This window comes from Henriciella litoralis (genome assembly GCF_002088935.1).
GTDB lineage: Bacteria > Pseudomonadota > Alphaproteobacteria > Caulobacterales > Hyphomonadaceae > Henriciella > Henriciella litoralis.
The window spans coordinates 439,294-457,199 of the sequence record NZ_NCSS01000004.1; the positions used below are offsets into that span (position 1 = coordinate 439,294).

General features: G+C 61.0%; 15 protein-coding genes. 1 reads left to right on the plus strand and 14 read right to left on the minus strand.

The features are described 5' to 3' along the window. Window positions 1-46 precede the first annotated feature (46 nt). The gene (locus B8783_RS02100) at window positions 47-2,098 is read left to right on the plus strand and encodes a TonB-dependent receptor domain-containing protein (RefSeq protein WP_084418116.1); all 2,052 of its coding nucleotides are present in this window, start codon (window positions 47-49) and stop codon (window positions 2,096-2,098) included. On the opposite strand, the gene murB is transcribed toward B8783_RS02100, so the two are convergent. From murB to B8783_RS02165, 14 genes are all read right to left on the minus strand, one after another. Further along, entirely contained in the window at window positions 2,095-3,054 is a 960-nt protein-coding gene (murB, locus tag B8783_RS02105; RefSeq protein WP_084418338.1) for a UDP-N-acetylmuramate dehydrogenase, read from the minus strand. The genes B8783_RS02100 and murB overlap by 4 nt on opposite strands. A gap of 38 nt (window positions 3,055-3,092) precedes the next feature. Continuing rightward, on the minus strand, window positions 3,093-3,488 hold the full coding sequence (locus tag B8783_RS18295) for a hypothetical protein (RefSeq protein WP_233355641.1): 396 nt from the start codon (window positions 3,486-3,488) through the stop codon (window positions 3,093-3,095). A gap of 196 nt (window positions 3,489-3,684) precedes the next feature. Continuing rightward, window positions 3,685-4,851, minus strand: coding sequence for an energy transducer TonB (locus B8783_RS02110; protein WP_084418117.1), 1,167 nt, complete (start codon window positions 4,849-4,851; stop codon window positions 3,685-3,687). Further along, window positions 4,848-6,281 carry a UDP-N-acetylmuramate--L-alanine ligase gene (gene murC / locus B8783_RS02115; RefSeq protein ID WP_084418118.1) on the minus strand — a complete coding sequence of 478 codons (1,434 nt, stop codon included), beginning with the start codon at window positions 6,279-6,281 and terminating at the stop codon, window positions 4,848-4,850. The genes B8783_RS02110 and murC overlap by 4 nt, the downstream gene beginning before the upstream one ends. A gap of 114 nt (window positions 6,282-6,395) precedes the next feature. Next, window positions 6,396-7,499, minus strand: a complete 1,104-nt coding sequence (locus B8783_RS02120; protein ID WP_084418119.1) for a UDP-N-acetylglucosamine--N-acetylmuramyl-(pentapeptide) pyrophosphoryl-undecaprenol N-acetylglucosamine transferase — start codon at window positions 7,497-7,499, stop codon at window positions 6,396-6,398. Continuing rightward, the gene (locus B8783_RS02125; protein ID WP_084418120.1) at window positions 7,492-8,646 is read right to left on the minus strand and encodes an FtsW/RodA/SpoVE family cell cycle protein; all 1,155 of its coding nucleotides are present in this window, start codon (window positions 8,644-8,646) and stop codon (window positions 7,492-7,494) included. Before B8783_RS02125 ends, B8783_RS02120 begins: the two co-directional genes overlap by 8 nt. Beyond that, window positions 8,643-10,070 carry a UDP-N-acetylmuramoyl-L-alanine--D-glutamate ligase gene (gene murD / locus B8783_RS02130; protein ID WP_084418121.1) on the minus strand — a complete coding sequence of 476 codons (1,428 nt, stop codon included), beginning with the start codon at window positions 10,068-10,070 and terminating at the stop codon, window positions 8,643-8,645. The genes B8783_RS02125 and murD overlap by 4 nt, the downstream gene beginning before the upstream one ends. 10 nt (window positions 10,071-10,080) lie before the next feature. Next, window positions 10,081-11,274 carry a phospho-N-acetylmuramoyl-pentapeptide-transferase gene (gene mraY / locus B8783_RS02135; RefSeq protein WP_084418122.1) on the minus strand — a complete coding sequence of 398 codons (1,194 nt, stop codon included), beginning with the start codon at window positions 11,272-11,274 and terminating at the stop codon, window positions 10,081-10,083. Then, the gene (locus tag B8783_RS02140; RefSeq protein ID WP_084418123.1) at window positions 11,264-12,754 is read right to left on the minus strand and encodes a UDP-N-acetylmuramoyl-tripeptide--D-alanyl-D-alanine ligase; all 1,491 of its coding nucleotides are present in this window, start codon (window positions 12,752-12,754) and stop codon (window positions 11,264-11,266) included. The genes mraY and B8783_RS02140 overlap by 11 nt, the downstream gene beginning before the upstream one ends. Then, entirely contained in the window at window positions 12,754-14,187 is a 1,434-nt protein-coding gene (locus B8783_RS02145) for a UDP-N-acetylmuramoyl-L-alanyl-D-glutamate--2,6-diaminopimelate ligase (RefSeq protein ID WP_084418124.1), read from the minus strand. Before B8783_RS02145 ends, B8783_RS02140 begins: the two co-directional genes overlap by 1 nt. Beyond that, complete coding sequence (locus B8783_RS02150; RefSeq protein WP_084418125.1) at window positions 14,184-15,839, minus strand: peptidoglycan D,D-transpeptidase FtsI family protein; 1,656 nt, start codon at window positions 15,837-15,839, stop codon at window positions 14,184-14,186. Before B8783_RS02150 ends, B8783_RS02145 begins: the two co-directional genes overlap by 4 nt. Further along, the gene (gene ftsL, locus B8783_RS02155; RefSeq protein ID WP_084418126.1) at window positions 15,839-16,177 is read right to left on the minus strand and encodes a cell division protein FtsL; all 339 of its coding nucleotides are present in this window, start codon (window positions 16,175-16,177) and stop codon (window positions 15,839-15,841) included. The genes B8783_RS02150 and ftsL overlap by 1 nt, the downstream gene beginning before the upstream one ends. Then, window positions 16,174-17,166, minus strand: a complete 993-nt coding sequence (gene rsmH / locus B8783_RS02160) for a 16S rRNA (cytosine(1402)-N(4))-methyltransferase RsmH (RefSeq protein WP_084418127.1) — start codon at window positions 17,164-17,166, stop codon at window positions 16,174-16,176. The genes ftsL and rsmH overlap by 4 nt, the downstream gene beginning before the upstream one ends. Then, complete coding sequence (locus B8783_RS02165) at window positions 17,166-17,660, minus strand: division/cell wall cluster transcriptional repressor MraZ (protein WP_084418128.1); 495 nt, start codon at window positions 17,658-17,660, stop codon at window positions 17,166-17,168. The genes rsmH and B8783_RS02165 overlap by 1 nt, the downstream gene beginning before the upstream one ends. Window positions 17,661-17,906 lie beyond the last annotated feature (246 nt).

A 17,906-nucleotide genomic window follows, 5' to 3' on the forward strand; every position in this document is an offset into this window, starting at 1 on the left:
CGCACAACAACAATAAACTTTCAGAAAATCCGAAGGACACGAAAGAATGTACCTCAAATCTGCTCTTTTGGCAGGCACGATCCTGCTTGCCTGCAACACAGGTTTCGCCCAGTCCGGCGATACCGAAACGTCCCACACACGGACCTTCACCGCAGAGGACTTTCGTCAGTTTTCTCCCAGCACATCGCTTGATATGGTTACGAGAATTCCAGGCTTCTCGATCCGCGAAGACAATTCCGGCGACCGTGGCCTTGGCCAGGCCGAAGGCAATGTCCTGATCAATGGCCGGCGCGTCGCGGGCAAATCGCTGTCCCTTAGTGAGGCCCTTGTCCGTATTCCTGCTACAAATGTCGAACGGATCGAACTCGTGGACGGGGCGACGCTGGATATACCGGGACTTTCAGGACAGGTCGCCAACGTCATCGCCAAGGTGAACGGCATCTCTGGCACGTGGAAGTGGCGCGCGCGTTTCCGTGAAAACCTGCCGCCTTACTATCATGGCGGAAACATATCGGTGACCGGACGCGCCGATACGCTCGCCTGGACGCTCGGCCTCGATAGCTACCCGATCCGAGGGGCCGCGCGTGGACCGGAATATGTGCGTGATGGCAACAGGCAATTGATCGAAACACGTGATGAAGACGTCAACAATGTCGGCGATGAGGCAGGTGTCTCCGGTACACTTGAATGGACGCCGCTGAACGGCAACATCGCGAACCTCAATGCTGAATACAATATTTTCCAGATCGATACGCGCGAGATATCCGAGCGGTTTCCGATTGATGGTCGCCCGGACAATACGCGGTTCTACCAGGACTCCGAAGACGAGTGGAGCAGCGAAATTGGCGGCGACTATGAATTCTCGCTCGGCTCAGGCCGACTGAAAACCATCGCGCTGTGGCGGTTTGAGCACAGCCCCGTCGTCTCACGCGTTCAACAGACCCGCTTTGATGGCGTGGTCACCGAAAAGACGGTGTTTGATCAGACCGTCGATGAAGGCGAATCAATCCTGCGCATGGAATATGGCTGGACGCCGGCCCCCGGACGTGACTGGCAGATTGCGGCAGAAGGCGCGTTCAATTTTCTCGAGGCGGATGCCCGCCTTAGAACACTGGATGCGAACGGCGCCCTTGTTGAAGTGGCTCTGTCCAATGCAAATGCCCGCGTTGAAGAGAAGCGCGCAGAGATAGCAGTCACCCATGGCCGGAAACTGTCGCCCAAACTGTCCGTGCAGACATCGCTCGGTCTTGAGTATTCGCAGCTTTCCCAGTCAGGCGACGCCAATCAGGAACGTAGCTTTACACGGCCAAAGGGCTTCATTTCAGCCGCTTATACGGCGAGCGAAAACACGACCATCAACGCCAAATTCGCGCGAGAAGTCGGCCAGCTGGATTTCTTTGACTTCATCTCATCGGTGAATGTGAACTCCGGATCGGGCAATCAGGGCAATCCGGATATCGTGCCGCAGCAAAGCTGGCTGACGGAAATCGCCCTGGATCGCAGCTTTGGGCAAGCAGGCGCCCACACCATCAAAGTATTTCATGAGTCGATTGAGGACATTGTTGACCGTGTGCCATTCGGACCTGATGCTGAAGGCCCTGGAAATCTGGACAAGGCAACCCGCTACGGCATCTCCGCCAACGGAACATTCAAGTTCGCCCCGGTCGGTCTGGAAGGCCTGCAGCTGGAATACGAATTACTGGCGCGGCAATCTGATCTGAAGGATCCGCTGACCGGCGAATCGCGGCGGATCAATCAGGACGCCGTTATCGGCGGCTCATTCGAACTGCGCTATGACATTCCGAACACCGATTGGGCCACAGCGCTCGGCGGCGAACGCACCGACGAGGCGCCATTTGTCCGCCTGAATGAGCGCCAACTCTTCGAGCTGCGGCCCGGCTATCTCTACGCCTATCTGGAGCACAAGGACATTTTCGGTCTCATCGGCCGCGTGGAGGTGTTCAACCTGACGGACTCCGAAGAACAGTTTACCCGGCAGGTCTACACGCCTCGGCGCGACGGCGCGCTCGCCTTTTCGGAGGACCGGGACTGGAAAGCCGGCCCGATCGTGACCTTGAGCCTGAAAGGAACGTTCTAGGTCTGCGGCGTCTGGATCCGGCCAATGCGGCGGATTTCCCAGCGCAGGTCCACGCCCGTCTCTGCCAGCACGCGGGCGCGGACCAGCTCACCGAGCGCTTCGATGTCTGCGGCTGTCGCCTCGCCAGTATTGATCAGGAAGTTGCAATGCTTCTCGCTGACCTGCGCCCCTCCGACACGCAGCCCGCGGCACCCGGCCTGATCGATCAGTTTCCAGCTTGAGCGCTGATTGGGTGTGCCCGGTGGGTCTGGATTGGCGAAGGTGGACCCGCCGGTCTTGTCCTTGATCGGCTGGGTTTCGGCGCGCCGCGCCTGATGGTCGGCGATCTCCTGTTCCAGCTCGCCCGGATCGCCTTCGCCCGACCCGGTCAGCAGCAGACCTGTGACGATGATGTCGCCGGGAAAATTGGTGTGGCGGTAAGAGAAGTCGATCTTCGGATCACCATATTGAGCGATCTCGGCTTCGAAGCGGACGCGTTCGCCTGATCGCGTAATGCCTTCGATCTGATTGGCGACATCCTTCAGCTCCCGGCCATAGCAGCCAGCATTGGTACGCACGGCGCCGCCGATGGAGCCCGGAATACCTGAGAGGAAGGTCAGCCCCGCGATCCCGGCCTTAGCTGAGGCTTTTGCGACTGACAGGTCGAGCGCGCCGGCGCGGGCGAAAAGAGAGTTTGGACCACCCGGTTCAACCTTGCCCCAATAGCCGCCCATCAAGCGTATCGTGACGCCTTCGATGCCGCCATCGCGGACGATGGTGTTAGAGCCAACGCCCATGAATGTGACCGGAATGTCTTCAGGCAGCGCTTTCAGAAAATCGGCAAGGTCGTCTTCATCTGCTGGCAGGAACAGCGCATCAGCAGGTCCGCCGACGCGAAACCAGGTATATGGCGCAAGCGGTTGATCCAGCAGCAGTTTGCCGCGGACGTTGGGGAGGTTTGATCGCAGATCAGGCATCAAATCGGCCTAACCGATTGGAGATGATCGCGAAAGCCTCAGACGCCGATATTGCCGTCGTGAATGCCGTTTGCAGATCGTTTTTCCGCAGGCTCGATGCTTGGAGATAGGGGCGGGTCATATGCCATAAATTCGCCCAGCGCCTCGATCTTGGCCGGATCGGTCAGAACATCCAGCTCGACGACCTTCATCAACGCGACTGCCAGAGACAGGCCCTGAGGGATGTCCCGTTCACCTCGCTCCATTCCTAATAGCGCTTTTCGGGTTAACCCCGTCAGTCCGATCAGATGCGCGCGCCAATGCTCGCCCAATACGGCGGCAGCCTCGGCTTCTAGACGCCCCCAGTCCCAGTTTTCGAAATGTTGCACAGTCATGCCCCTATCATAGCAAGATTGCTGCCAATTCTCGAATCCGTCAATATTCAGGTGTTCCAAACCAATATCCAGGCCTTCAAAGACAGGGGTCCGGCCAGTGCATTTGCAGGCCTGCTGACGCGAAACCAGATATATGTCTAAGCGGTTGATCCATCAGCAGTTTGCCGCGCATCTCTGAAAGCGAATCTGCGAAAGATCAGGCCATGAAGCAGCCCTTACATGGCTAATGAAACCAATATCCGGTCTCGCTGCCGGTTTAACGGCAGGTCCCGCCGCCCTGGACGATGGGGGTCGGTGGCATGCAGCTGCACGAATAGCCTTCCGGACAGGTCGATTTCGGTGGCTCTCTCCGCGGCGGTGGCGGACGCGGACGATCCGGCGTGCTGACCGGCGGCGGCGATGTCTCGAAGCGTTTCGATCTGAGCCCCGGGAATTGGAACCCCGTCCCGCGACTTATCCAGTCATTCATGCAGGCTTGCCGGGCGCCATAGCCATTGGCCGATTGCATGCAGCTTTCATAGCGGCCGGGTCCGATCGAGTCGAAGAAGCGATCCGCCTCCGAGCGGGCCTGCGGGGAGGCCGCTGACGCGGCGCGGCGCTGGCGGCGTGCTGCGGCGCGGGCTTCGGCAGCGGCGACGTTGTCCGCCGCCTCATCCCATGCATCGAGATAGGAATCGTATTCCGCATTCCGGTCTGCGAGGTAGCCATATTCATCGCTCAAATGCGCTTCCATCCTGTCGGCGATCCATGCACGAAAATCGGTGGCTGGGAGCGATGCGTAGCGGTCCCGCGTCTCGGTGGCCTGACGGCTGTAGCCATTGTAGATGGCAGTGCGGCAATCGAGCCACTCGCCGCGCCTGTCGAGCGCTTGGGCCGCGCGGTTTAATGCGTCCGAATTGCCGATCCGCGACACCGCTACAGCTGAAGAGAGAGGATAGGCAGGCTCAGCGCCACAATTGCCATTGAAGTCGAATGTCGTGCGCAAGTCCGCGAGGCCTTTGGCCTTTGCGATTTCATAGTCTTCGTCCGTCTCGTAATCGCCAGCCTCCCAATAGAAGACATCGCTCGCCGCGCGGGTAAGGTCATTCCAGATATCGGGGCTCGAACATTTCGGCGGCGTCTCCCCCTCCAGCGCGAAAACGACGCTCATCGAGACATTGCTGGCCGGTCCGCCGGAGAATTTCGCCCGCGACATGCTGTGGCGCGCAGCTTCCTCGAACATATCGCTGGTGCAATAGCCGGACGTATTGTGGGCTTTCCCGTCCGCATCGACATCAAAGGTCATCTTGCAGCAGCCGGGCAGTCCGGCCGCCTCGGCATCCGCCGGAAAAATGATGGGTCCGGGCCTTGTCAGCGACAATGACTGAGCCGACGCGCCGAGCCCCGTGAAGGCAAGGGCGAACGCGGCGACGAGGCCCCTCATCCAGCCAATTTCCCGGCCAGCGCATTGGCATGCGCGGAGATGTCCCCTGCCCCGAGGCAGACAATCATGTCGCCGGGCTGCGCGATATCGCGAATAATGTCTGGCAGATCATCCAAAGATGACAGCGTGCGCGCATTCTTGTGACCGTGGGCGATGATGTTCTTGACCAGAGACTCGCTGCTGGTGCCTTCGATCGGGTCTTCGCCTGCCGCATAGACCGGTGCGATCAGCGCGATATCGGCCTCTCCGAAGCAGGTGGAAAAGTCAGCGAACAAATCGTGCAGGCGGGAATACCGGTGCGGCTGGGCAACTGCGATGACGCGGTTCTGGCCCTGCATGGCGCGCGCGGCTTTCAGCACAGCGAGGATTTCGACCGGGTGATGGCCGTAATCGTCGATGATGCGGATCTTGCCGTCTTCGTCCGCGCCAGGCGGGACCCACTCGCCTGCCGGTGTAAAGCGCCGTTTCACGCCGCCGAAATTGGCGAAGCTCGTCTTGATCTGCTCACGCGTCGCGCCAAGCTCTAGCGCGACCGTAATCGCCGCGAGCGCGTTGGAGACATTGTGATCACCCGCCATCGGCAGCCGCACGCCTTCGAGCGTCATCGCGCCGCGATTGAGGCGGCTTGAGACAATCACGTCGAAGGTAACACCATCCGGGTCAGAATTCAGATTGACCGCCCGCACATCGGCCTGGCGGTTGAACCCATAGGTCAGGATGCGCCGATCAGAGACGCGCGAGACCATGGTGGAGACTTCAGGATGATCGGTGCAAAGCACGCCGAACCCATAGAACGGGATGTTCTCGACATAGCGGTCGAACGCATTGCGCAGCGCCTCCATGGAGCCGTAATGCTCCATATGCTCAGGGTCGATATTGGTGACGATGGCGATGGTGGCGCGCAGCTTGGTGAAGGTGCCGTCGCTCTCATCGGCTTCAAGCACGATCCAGTCGCCATTGCCGGCCTTCGCGTTGGAGCCATAGGCGTTGATGATGCCGCCATTGATGACGGTCGGGTCAATCCCGGCGCCATCCAGCAAGGCTGCGACCATTGTCGTTGTCGTCGTCTTTCCGTGCGTTCCAGCAACGGCAACGGTCCATTTCAGGCGGATGATCTCTGCCAGCATGTCGGCGCGGCGCACCACCGGTATGCCGGATTCGCGGGCGGCGACGACTTCAGGGTTATCGCGCTTGATGGCGGATGAGACGATGACAGCCCCGGCCCCGATCACGTTCTGCGGCTTGTGCCCGATGTGCACCGTCGCGCCGCGTGCGCGCAGGCGCTCAACATTCGCGCTTTCCTTCACATCCGAGCCCTGAACCTTGTAGCCAAGGTTCATCATGATCTCGGCGATGCCGGACATGCCGATACCGCCAATGCCGACAAGATGCGCCGGGCCAAGTTCGAAGGGTGAAGGTTTGAGTGCCATAAAGGGCCACCATGATCAGAAAAGCAGAATATCCCGCGATAATATGTCTGCCATGGTGTAGGCAAGGACCACGCAGCTGTCATGGCATGAACAAGGTGTTTTCTGGGCAGGCGCCTAGCGCAGGCAAACCTTTTCAGCGAGATCAGCCAGATCGCTCGCGGCTGTCACCGTGCCGGTCTCTTTGGCGGCCCTGGCGCGCGCTTTCAGGCCTTCTGCATCACCGAGCCGAACTCCAATCAGCTCGCCCAGCAGGTTCGGATAGAGATTATCCTCAACCACGACATCCGCCGCGCCGGCATCAACCAGCGCTTCGGCATTGGCGTTCTGGTGGTCATCCATCGCAATCTTGAGTGGGATGAGGATGGAGGGGCGACCAACAGCAGCGATTTCACTGACTGTGCCAGCCCCGGAACGCGCAATGATCAGATGAGCCGCGGCGAGGCGCTCAGGCATGTCTGAGAAGAAAGGCGCCAGCTCATGGCGCAGCTGCACCTTGTCATAGACGGCGCGAACCTGATCGAGCTGTTCCTCGCGAACCTGCTGAACCACTTTCAACCGCGCGCGCAGCGGCGCCGGAATATGGTTGGCGAGCGCCAGCGGAATGATGTCGCCGAGGATTTTAGCCCCCTGACTGCCGCCGGTAATGAAGACGGTGAGGTCGCCATCGGTTGGCGGATAGGCATGATCACGCATCGCCGCAATGGGCGCGCGGACCGGGTTGCCGACGGGATGATGATCAACGCCGCCCGGCAGACGGTCGAGGCGCGGAAAACCCGATGCAACGATCGCCGCCTTGCCCGCAAAAGCGCGGTTCACACGGCCAAGCACGGCGTTCTGTTCATGGATCAGGATCGGAACTTTCCGGCGTCGGGCGGCGCTCAGCGCCGGAAAGGCCGGATAGCCGCCGAAGCCCGCGACCAATGCAGGTTGCAACCGCTTCATTGTGCTGGAGGCCGCATTGATGCCGCCCCAGATTTTCAGGGCCGCCACTGGCAATGTCCATGGCTTGCGCAGATTTGGACTGGCGGCGCGGACTTCCTCTTTCCAGTCGGCTGGAAACTTGTCGGCATAGTGCAGGCCGCGCGCATCGCTCATCAGGCCAACGCGCCAGCCGCGCGCGCGCATTTCGTCAGCGAAGGCGGCAGCCGGAAACATGTGGCCGCCGGTGCCGCCAGCGCCAATAATGACGAGTGGGGCTGATCCTGCCTGATCAGACATAACGCCTGCGGCCTGTAATCGTCTGGCGGCGGATAAGCGCGAGGCCGAGCCCCAGCGTGAGCGCAATGCCCATCATTGAGGAGCCACCATAGGAGATGAAGGGCAGCGTCATGCCCTTGGGCGGAATGAGGCTGACATTCACCGCGATATTGATCGCCGCCTGCAGCCCAAATAGCGCGAACAGACCCGCTGCGGCGGCGCGCGGATACGGGTCACGCACCTGCGAGGCACCGCGCAGGCCGCGCCAGCAGATAAAGACGTAAAGCGCGATCAGTGCGAGCGCGGCGACATAGCCAAACTCCTCACCCAGCACCGAATAGATGAAATCGGTATGCGCGTCAGGCAGGCTGGATTTCACCGTCCCCTCGCCCGGCCCGGCGCCCAGAAGGCCACCGCGCGAGATCGCTTCTGACGCCTTGTCGATCTGGTAGGTGTCGTAATCGGACGGATTGATGAAACTGTTCACACGGTATCTGACGTGTGGCAGCAGGCTGTAAAGCGACAGACAGAGCGCAAAGCCGCCGCCAATGAAGGCCGCTGCCCATTTCCACGGCATACCGGAGATAAAGAAGGTGACCATGAAGGCCGCCGTCAGCAAAGCTGATTGACCAACATCCGGCTGCAAGAGAAGCAGGCCCAGCGTCACAACGAAGAAGACCAGCGCCACAATCGCCCACGGCCCGCCGGGATAGAGCTGCCTCTGGGCCAGCAACCAGGCCGAAAGGATGATCAGCGCAGGCTTCACAGATTCTGAAGGCTGAATGGTAAAGCCTGCGATCTGGATCCAGCGCTGGGCGCCCTTGGCTTCGTGCCCGAAGATCAGGATTGCGACCAGCAGAACGAGCGAAACACAGAAGATGATCGCTGCACCGCGTCTCGCCCATGTCCGGTTCAGAAGGCTTGCGCCGAACAAGACGATGACCGCAGCGCCAGCAAAGACGCTCTGGCGCTTTACGAAATAATAGAGGTCGTCATAGCCGAGCCGGTCTGCGGCGGGCGGGCCAGCGGCAAGCGAGAGGACGAGACCGAGTGCCAGCAAGGTGACCGAGGCGGCTATGATCTGCCAGTCGACGCTGCGGCGCCATTCGGTAATCACCGAACGGTCCGAGCGTGGCAGGATGACGCTTTGTCCGTACTGGGTCGTCATGCCGTTTCCTTCAGGCTGCGGCTGACGATCTGTCCGCCGAGGTCTGCGACAATGGTTTTGAACGCGTCACCGCGCGCCTCAAAGTCCTTGAACTGGTCAAAGCTCGCGCAGGCGGGCGAGAGCAGAACGATGGGGTTTTCCTCACCGGAGTTGCGCGCATCTTCGAGCGCGCTCGAAATCGCCGCTTCGAGTGTCTTCGTCCGTTTGTAATCGGCCTTCCCGTCCAGCGTCTTCGCAAAGGCATCGGCGGCCTCGCCGATCAGATAGGCTTTGGCGAGCCGATCAAAGAAGGGCGACAGCGGCTCAATGCCTTCGGCCTTCGGAACGCCGCCCGCGATCCAGTAAACGCGCGGATAGGCCCGCAGCGCCTGCTCGGCGGCCTGGGCATTGGTGGCCTTGGAATCATTGACGAAGCGGACGCCATCGATCTGGCCGACTTGCTCCATGCGGTGGGCAAGGCCCGGAAATGTGGTCAGCGCGCCAAAGATACGGCCTGCATCGAGGCCGAGCGCGCGGCAGGCGGCATAGGCGGCGGCGGCGTTCTGATAATTGTGCCGCCCGGGAAGCGTCGGCGCGCCAGCAAGATCTCCGACGCGAACGGCATTGCCGGCAAGGCTATCGAAGAGCTTTCCATCAATCGCGCTGACACCGCGCCCGAGCGCGAACTCTGACGAGACCTGGATGACACGGGCCCTGCCTCGCGAGGCGAGATCCATGGCGATCGACTGGGTATACATGTCATCGACCGCGATCACGGCGGTGTCGCCGGGCTGCTGATTGTTGAAGATGCGTTTCTTCGCATCGACATAGCCCTTCATGCCGCCATGCCGATCGAGGTGATCAGGCGAGACATTCAGCATCACGGAGACGTCGCAGCGCAGGCTTTTGACGAGGTCCAGCTGATAGGACGACAGCTCAAGCACATAATAGGCGTTGGCATGCAGCGGCGGCAGGTCCAGCACGCCGGTGCCGATATTGCCGCCGACGCGCGCATCGATGCCGCACTCTTTCAGGATATGCCCGATGAGCGCCGTTGTCGTCGATTTGCCGTTCGTGCCTGTAATGCCGATGATCTTCGGGCGGCCACGCTGTGGCATGGATTGAACGGCGCGCGCGAACAGCTCGATATCGCCGACAACCGGAACATTGGTCATCTGCGCGAGGCGAACCAGCCGATGTGGCTGGGGATGGGTTAGCGGAATACCCGGCGAGAGGACGAGGGCTGCAAAGCTCTGCCAGTCGCGCTTGTTGAGGTCAGATAGCGGAATGCCTTCAGCTTCGGCCTTGGCGCGCGAAGCTTCATTGTCGTCCCAAGCATGCACCCGCGCGCGCCCCGCTTTCAGGGCACGCGCTGCCGCCAGACCTGTCCGGCCTAGTCCGTAGACGGCGACATCGCGCCCGGCATATTCGGTGATCGGGATCATCTTGCGCGCATCACCTCAGCTTCAGGGTGGCAAGGCCCGCAAGGGCGAACAGGAAGGACAGGATCCAGAAGCGGACGACGACTTTCGTTTCGGTCCAGTTCTTCTTCTGAAAATGGTGGTGGAGCGGCGCCATCAGGAAGATGCGCTTGCCGGTGCCCGACAGTTTTTTGGTGATCTTGAACCAGGTCACCTGCATCATCACAGATAGCGCTTCGAGCACGAAGATGCCGCCGATAATGGCGAGCGCAAATTCGTGCTTCACAGCCACGGCGACGACACCGATCAGACCGCCAAGCCCGAGCGACCCGGTATCGCCCATGAAGACGGTGGCGGGGTATGCGTTGAACCAGAGAAAGCCGGTCCCGGCGCCAATCATCGCGCCCAGCACGACGCCCATTTCACCGGCGCCTGGCGTGAACTGAATACCGAGATAATCAGCAAAGATGACGTTACCCGTCAGGTAAGCGATCAGCGCGTAGGAGGCGCCCGCAAACATCATCGGCACAATGGCCAGACCGTCGAGGCCGTCGGTAAAGTTCACGGCATTGGCTGAGCCGACGATCACGATCATCGCGAACAGGATGAAGAACCCGCCAAGCGGGACAAAATAGTCATTCACAAAGGGCACAGCGACGCCGCCTGCGAAGGATTGGTCATTCGGCGAAACCGTCGTGTGCGGCGCGAGCGATGCGATGAACTCCGCCACGCCATTGAGCGCGCCCCACTCGGCATGACCAAGCGGCGTATTCGCCCCGTGCAGCCCCATGATGAAGGCGCCTGCCAGAGCGGCCACGACAAACTCCACGAGGAGCCTGACCTTCGCGGACACGCCAGCATCTGTCTGCTTGGTGACTTTCGCGTAGTCATCCAGGAAGCCGAGGAAGGCATAGGACAGCGTCACAAACAGGACCGTCCAGATGTAGGGGTTGGCAAGGTCCGCCCAGAGCAAGGTGCCGAGCAAAAGGCCGATCCAGATCAGGAAGCCGCCCATGGTCGGCGTGCCGCGCTTTTCGAGCTGGGCCTGAAGCGATAGATCGCGGATCGGTTGGCCTTTGCCCTGGCGCTCACGAAGGCGATCAATGATCCAGTCACCGGTCAAGATGGTGAACAGGAATGCGGTGACGATCGCGCCGCCTGTGCGGAACGTTGTGTAGTTGAAGAGCCTGAACAGCCCGTCTTCCGCTGCAATCAGTTCATACAGCATCACGACCCCCTGCAGCCCCGTCGGCGCTGCCTTCCATCACCTGCTCGTCTGCGGTCTTGCTCCACTGGCGCAACCTGTCTGCGAGCCGTCCCATCCCGGAGGCATTCGAGCCTTTGATCAAGAGAAGATCGCCGTTTTGCAGAGAGTTTTTTACCTGTGAATCCAGGCCGTCTGCCTGAGAGGCCCAGTGTGACTCGATTTTAGCTTGAAGCGCCTCATGCAGCGGCGTCATGCCATTTCCTGCGAGGAACGCGATTTCAGCGCCCGCGTCGATTACAGGGCCTGCCAGCGCCGCATGCTCGGCCTTCGAGGTCGCGCCAACTTCGAGCATTTCCCCGAGCGCAACGAGGCGGCGGCCGCCCGTGCGCGAGGCAAAGCTCGCGAGCGCGGCGCGCATCGATTCCGGGTTGGCGTTGTAGGCGTCATCGACCAGCAGGACTTCGCCGCCATCTGGCAGTTTCAGTGTTTCCGCCGTCCCGCGCCCCGGGGGCGGCCCGTAGCCGGAAAGGTCGCGCGCGGCGCCATACATGTCGATCGATGAGTTCAGCCCAGCGGCGAGCAATGCGCAGGCGACATTGTCGGCCCAGTGACGGCCAACCGCGTCAATTTCAACATCGAGCAGGCATGTCAGCGCATTGATCGCAATATGGCTCACACCGTTGTCCGTTGTGTAGGCTTCGACCCAGGCAAAGCCATCTCTATTGGTGACCCAGTCGGCGCGTGAGCGGTCTTCAATCCGTCCGAACAGGCCAATCGGCGCGTCTGGCTTAAGCTTCCGGATATGCTCGACGAGGACGGGCAGCATCGGGTCAGCTGCAGGCAGAACGACCTGGCCGTCCGGTTCGACAAGACCTGCAGCGATATCTGCCTTCTCACGCGCAACGCCTTCAATTGAACCGAGCCCCTCCAGATGAGCCGGGGCGATCTTGGTAATCACCGCGACATGCGGCTGGACCATGATCGAGCGCGGCGCAATCTCGCCCGGCGTCGACATGCCGATCTCGAACACGGCGTATTCGGTGTCGGCGGGCATGCGCGCCAGCGTCAGCGGCACGCCCCAGTGATTGTTGAAGCTTTTGACGGACCAGTGTGCCCGGCCCGCGCCGCGGTGAATGCGCGCGATCATTTCCTTGACGCTGGTCTTGCCGACAGACCCGGTAATCGCGATACGGACGGCATCTTTCGCCCGTTCACGGGCAAAAATCCCAATCGTCTCAAGCGCGCCGAGGACGTCATCAACGATGAGCAACGGCCCTGAAACGCCTTCTACCTCACGGCTGACGAGCGCCGCGCTCGCGCCTGCCTCGAAGGCAGCGGCGACAAAGTCATGCCCATCACGGACATCCTTCAAAGCAACGAATAGATCACCAGCCTGCAGGGAGCGGGTGTCGATCGACACACCGTTCGCCTCGAATGAAGCTGTCGCTTCACCGCCAGTGGCTTTGATCAGTTCGTCGGATGTCCAGAGCGGGCGGGTCATCAGCTGCGCGCCTCCAGTGCCGCTTTCGCGGTGTCCTGGTCGGAGAAGGGAATGACCGTCTGGCCAATGATCTGACCGGTTTCATGGCCTTTGCCAGCAATCAGCAGCGTGTCGCCGGATTTGAGGTCGGCCACCGCCTTGCGGATGGCCTCGCCGCGATCGCCGATTTCGATGCCGTTTGGCACGGCTTCGAGAATGGATTTGCGGATGGTGGCTGGGTCTTCCGAGCGTGGATTGTCATCGGTCACGATGACGACGTCGGCATGTTTGGCGGCGATAGCGCCCATGAGCGGGCGTTTCTTGCGATCACGGTCGCCGCCACAGCCGAAGATCACGACCAGCTTGCCAGCGGTATGGGGCCGCGCCGCGCGGATAAGGACATCGAGGCCGTCCGGCGTGTGGGCGTAATCGACGAACACGCCCGCGCCGTCTTTGGTCTCGCCGACAAATTCAAGGCGGCCTTTGACCGGCTCCAGCTTCGACATGCCCTCGCGAACGCCGTCCAGTGGCGCGCCAAGCGAGAGCGCAAGCCCGGCGGCGGTCAGGGCGTTCAGCGCCTGGAATTCGCCGATCAGCGGCAGATCAACTTCGAACTCGTCGCCCTGCCATTTGAGGAAGAGCGTCTGGCCAGTCGCCTTTGGCATCAGCTCGGCAATCTTGAGGTCCTCACCGCGCCAGCCAACGGATACCGGCTTGAGACCAGCGGCTTTCGCGCCGGCTTCAAACGCGCCGCGCTCTGGGCTGTCGGCGTTGACGACGGCTGGAGCACCGGCGGGCATAAGCTCGGTAAACAGGCGCATCTTTGCGGCCCGGTAGTCATCCATGTCGGCGTGATAGTCGAGGTGGTCCTGCGTCAGATTGGTGAAGGCGCAGGCGGCGAGCTTAACCGCATCGAGGCGATACTGAACGAGGCCATGCGAGGACGCTTCCATCGCGCAGTGGGTAACGCCCTGCCCGGCAAGCGTGGCGAGTGTCTGGTGAATAGCAACCGGGTCCGGCGTGGTGTGTCCAAGATCGATATGGCCGTTCGGCCCGATGGCGCCGAGCGTGCCCATGGAGGCCGCCGTAATCCCGGACGTCTCCCAGATCTGGCGCAGGAAATCGACGGTCGAGCTTTTGCCGTTCGTGCCCGTCACAGCGACAATCGTCTGCGGCTGGCTGGCAAAGAAAGCGGCCGAGGCGGTGGCGAGCGTCAGGCGCGGTTCTTCAACGTCGATGGCAACCACGTCGCCCATATCCGGCAGGTCATGCCCGATGACGGCGATTGCGCCGTTCTTGATCGCTTGCGGGATATAGTCCCGCCCATCGGCTGTAACGCCTTTAAGGGCTGCGAAGATGAAGCCCGGCTTCACCTTGCGGCTGTCCGCCGTCAGGCCTGTGACTTCCTCAACAGCGGTCAGGCCTTTGCCCGGGAAAAGTGCGGCAAGGTTCAAAGCGTGCTCCTTCTGTCGGCGACAGAGCGCACAAACGGATTGTCGCGCTGGTCATAATCATCGAATTGCGGCTCCACGCCGAGCATGGGCGCAATCCGCTCAATCACGCGGCCGACCGTCGGCGCCGCATTCCAGGACGCCGTACGCCCACGGCCTGGTCCGATCTTGGGGGCATCAAGCACGACCAATACGACATATTCCGGGCTGTTTGAGGGAAAGATCGACGCAAACGAGGCCATGTTGGCTGTACGGGAATAACCGCCGGGAACCGGCTTCTCAGCGGTGCCCGTCTTGCCTGCAACGCGGTAACCGGCCACCTCGGCGCGCGTCCCGGTGCCGTCGGTCACAGCATGTCGAAGCATTTGTGTGACAAGCGCAGCGGTCGGCGCGGAAATGACCCGGCGGGCATTCCGGGCACGCGTGGAGCCAAGGATGATCGTTGGATCAACAACCTCGCCGCCATTGGCAAAGACCGAGAATGCTGTTGCGAAGGCGATCGGGGAAACGGCAATACCGTGGCCATAGCTGATCGTTGCGGCGTGAATGTCATCGAACTTGGCAGGCACGATGGGCGAAGCACTACCTGCCAGCTCAATCGGTGAGCGCTCGAACAGGCCAAGCTTTTCAAGGATTTCCTGCTGGCGGCGCGCGCCCAGCATGATCGCGACCTTCACCGTACCGATATTCGAACTGTGGGACACGATTTCAGCCGGTGTCGCCGGCCCGGCAATGCGGTGGGTATCGGTGATACGGCGACCGGAAATTACAATCGGCTCGCGCACGGCGAAGCGGTCGCTGGGGCTGATCGCACCTGAATCAAGACCGGCGGCAATGGTGAGAGGCTTGAAAACAGACCCAAGCTCATAAACCGCAGACGCGGCGCGGTTGAGACGCGCTGGATCATCGCCGGAAAGCGTGTGCGCGCGGTTCGGATCAATCGGCGGCCAACTCGCCATGCCGAGCACTTCACCGTTTCGCGCGTCAAGCACGACACCGGCGCCGCCTTCAATGTCATATTCGCCAGCCGCGGCCGCGAGCTCAGCTTCCAGAGCGAACTGGATATTGGAATTGATGGTCAGCTTCATCGGCTCACCGCCAGCGGCGAGACGTTTGTCCATTTCGTATTCTACACCGGCGAGGCCCTGCCCGTCTGTGCCCGCATAGCCAAGCACATGACCGGCCAGCGTTCCGCGCGGATAGGCCCGGCGGCTCTCTTCACGGAAGCCCAGGCCTTCGAGGCCGAGATCGTAGACGGCGCTACGCTGGCGCGGCGTGAGGCCACGGCGCACCCAGACGAAAGCGCGGTCGCGATCCGAGAGGCTGGCCGTCAGGCTATCGATATCGGTATCAGGAAAGACCGATGCGATACCCGTTGCGACTTCTGCTGGGTCCCAGATGGCGCGCGGGTCAGCGAACAGCGAATAGACGTCAACGGATGTCGCCAGAAGCTCGCCATTGCGGTCAACGATATCAGCCCGGCGAACCGGCTCATCGAAGACCCGTGCAACGCCGGTCTTTGGCTCTGGCCCGGCAATCGCGACGAACCCGGCCTTCACCGCGATAATCGCAAAGCCGAAGCACATCGCAAACGAAACGAGCTTCGCCCGCATGGAGGAGCCCGATGCCGATCCGCTTAAACCGAAATCTGCCATCACTCGCCTCCCGCGCCGTTTGGTGCAGCGCCGTCGCCTGAGGCTGCGGGCTGAATTGGCTGCAGAACGTTTGGAAGGTCTTCGGCGCGCACGAATTGCTCGGCGCGCGCGGGCGCCATACCGAGCTCATTGCGGGCATATTCCTCGATCCATTCCTGCCGTGAAAGGTGGCTAAGCTCCCCAAGCAAAACCTTGCGCTCGCGAACGGCTTCTTCGATCTGTGCTTCGACAGCGGCGATTTCTTCAGCGCTCTCTTGGGCGCCGTATTTTGCGCGGTAGAGGCTGAACACCAGGAGGCCGATGACGAACAGCCCGACCATGAATGCACGTTTGCTCATGAAGACACCTCCACTGATGCCAGCGACGGCAGGTCCACACCTGTCGAAACGGCACCGCCCATAGGCGCAGCACCGGTTCGAATGGCGACCCGCAGACGGGAGGATCTTGCTCGAGGGTTTTCACCCACTTCGGCATCTCCCGGCGCGATGGCCTTACGGTTGGGAAGCTCGAAGCTTGGTTGCGCTGCAGCTTCCTGCTGCGGGCGATATCGTGATCCGCCGCCCATCAGACCGGCGCGTTCACGCATGAATAATTTTACCATCCTGTCCTCCAGCGAGTGGAAGGTCACGATGACGAGCCGGCCACCTTCGACGAGACGCCGCTCGGATGCTTCGAGCGCTCTTGCCAGCTCGCCCAACTCATCATTGACGAACATCCTGATCGCCTGGAACGACCGGGTCGCCGGATGCGTGCGCGAGCCGCGACGTCCACCCATTGCCCCATCGATCAAATCAGCAAGATCAAGCGTTGTGGTGAACGGAGACTTAAGACGGCGCTCAACTATCGCGCGCGCGATACGGCGGGACTGCTTTTCCTCGCCCAGCCGGAAGATGATGGTGGCAAGGTCCTGCTCGCCCATCTGATTGACGACATCGGCCGCGCTTGGCCCCGTGCGCCCCATCCGCATGTCGAGCGGTCCGTCGCGCATGAAGGAGAAGCCGCGATCAGCCTCATCAATCTGGAAGGAGGAAACACCAAGATCGAGCGTGATACTATCAACCTGCTCAAAGCCGTGATCATCCAGCAGCGCATCGATGTCGCCAAACCGGCCATGTACCGGGATGAGGCGCGGCTCATCTGCAAACAGCGTCTCCGCGCGGGCGATCGCATCTTCGTCGCGGTCGATGCCAATGACCTTGCAATCGGCAGCCGCGAGAATGCGGCGCGCATAACCGCCGCCGCCAAAAGTGCCATCCACGTGCACCTCGCCATCAATTGGCGCGAGCGCGGCGACGACTTCATCAAGCAAGACTGGAACGTGCCCCATCAGACGTCCCCTCCGCCGGTAATGGCAGTTAGGCCGCCAGCACTCATCAGCTGCTGGAAGGGCTCATCCAGGGCGTCAGTGTTGTCCTGCGCGGTCGCTGCCATCTCCGCATCGAAGGCCTCGAAGCGTGATGGCTCCCAGACGTGGAAGCGGTCAAACGAGCCTGCAAAGATGAGCTTCTTGGTGATGCCCGCCGCTTCCAGAAGCGCAGACGGGATCGAGATGCGGCCTGTCTCGTCCATTTTCAGGTCGGCTGAACGGGTAAAAATGGCGTGCATAAAGGCGCGGCGCTTGGGGTTGTTAGGCGCCATGCGCGACAGGGTCTGACGGTAAACGGACATCAGCTCATCACCGCCGCCCTCAAGGCAGCCAGAGCCATCAATCGCCGGCCAAAGGAAGACGCGTGAGCTGCCGCCGAGGGCTGCACGAAAGGCTGCAGGCACGGAAACCCGTCCCTTTGCGTCAAGCGCTGTTTCGTAGGTGGAGACAAACACCAGCCGCGTCCCTTGTGCCCATCATCCCAGTTCTTGGGACAATCTAACTCAAAATGGGGATACCATGGGCTGGCTTGGGAACCAATGGGGCCAGCTGGAGATTCGCTGACTCCACAAGGGACCACAACAAGAACATAATGGGAATAAAAGCGGACGCCGCCTGCCTTTATACAGCCGCCGCATAGTTAACACATTGAAAACATTTTATTTACAGGGCGTTAACTTTTGACTCAAAACTCACAGATA

Bases quoted from the DNA above. Each gene is read 5' to 3' on its own strand.
- B8783_RS02100 (WP_084418116.1), top strand. From the start codon at position 47: ATGTACCTCAAATCTGCTCTTTTGGCAGGCACGATCCTGCTTGCCTGC.
- murB (WP_084418338.1), bottom strand. From the start codon at position 3,054: ATGCCTGATCTGCGATCAAACCTCCCCAACGTCCGCGGCAAACTGCTG.
- B8783_RS02110 (WP_084418117.1), bottom strand. From the start codon at position 4,851: ATGAGGGGCCTCGTCGCCGCGTTCGCCCTTGCCTTCACGGGGCTCGGC.
- murC (WP_084418118.1), bottom strand. From the start codon at position 6,281: ATGGCACTCAAACCTTCACCCTTCGAACTTGGCCCGGCGCATCTTGTC.
- B8783_RS02120 (WP_084418119.1), bottom strand. From the start codon at position 7,499: ATGTCTGATCAGGCAGGATCAGCCCCACTCGTCATTATTGGCGCTGGC.
- B8783_RS02125 (WP_084418120.1), bottom strand. From the start codon at position 8,646: ATGACGACCCAGTACGGACAAAGCGTCATCCTGCCACGCTCGGACCGT.
- murD (WP_084418121.1), bottom strand. From the start codon at position 10,070: ATGATCCCGATCACCGAATATGCCGGGCGCGATGTCGCCGTCTACGGA.
- mraY (WP_084418122.1), bottom strand. From the start codon at position 11,274: ATGCTGTATGAACTGATTGCAGCGGAAGACGGGCTGTTCAGGCTCTTC.
- B8783_RS02140 (WP_084418123.1), bottom strand. From the start codon at position 12,754: ATGACCCGCCCGCTCTGGACATCCGACGAACTGATCAAAGCCACTGGC.
- B8783_RS02150 (WP_084418125.1), bottom strand. From the start codon at position 15,839: ATGGCAGATTTCGGTTTAAGCGGATCGGCATCGGGCTCCTCCATGCGG.
- ftsL (WP_084418126.1), bottom strand. From the start codon at position 16,177: ATGAGCAAACGTGCATTCATGGTCGGGCTGTTCGTCATCGGCCTCCTG.
- rsmH (WP_084418127.1), bottom strand. From the start codon at position 17,166: ATGGGGCACGTTCCAGTCTTGCTTGATGAAGTCGTCGCCGCGCTCGCG.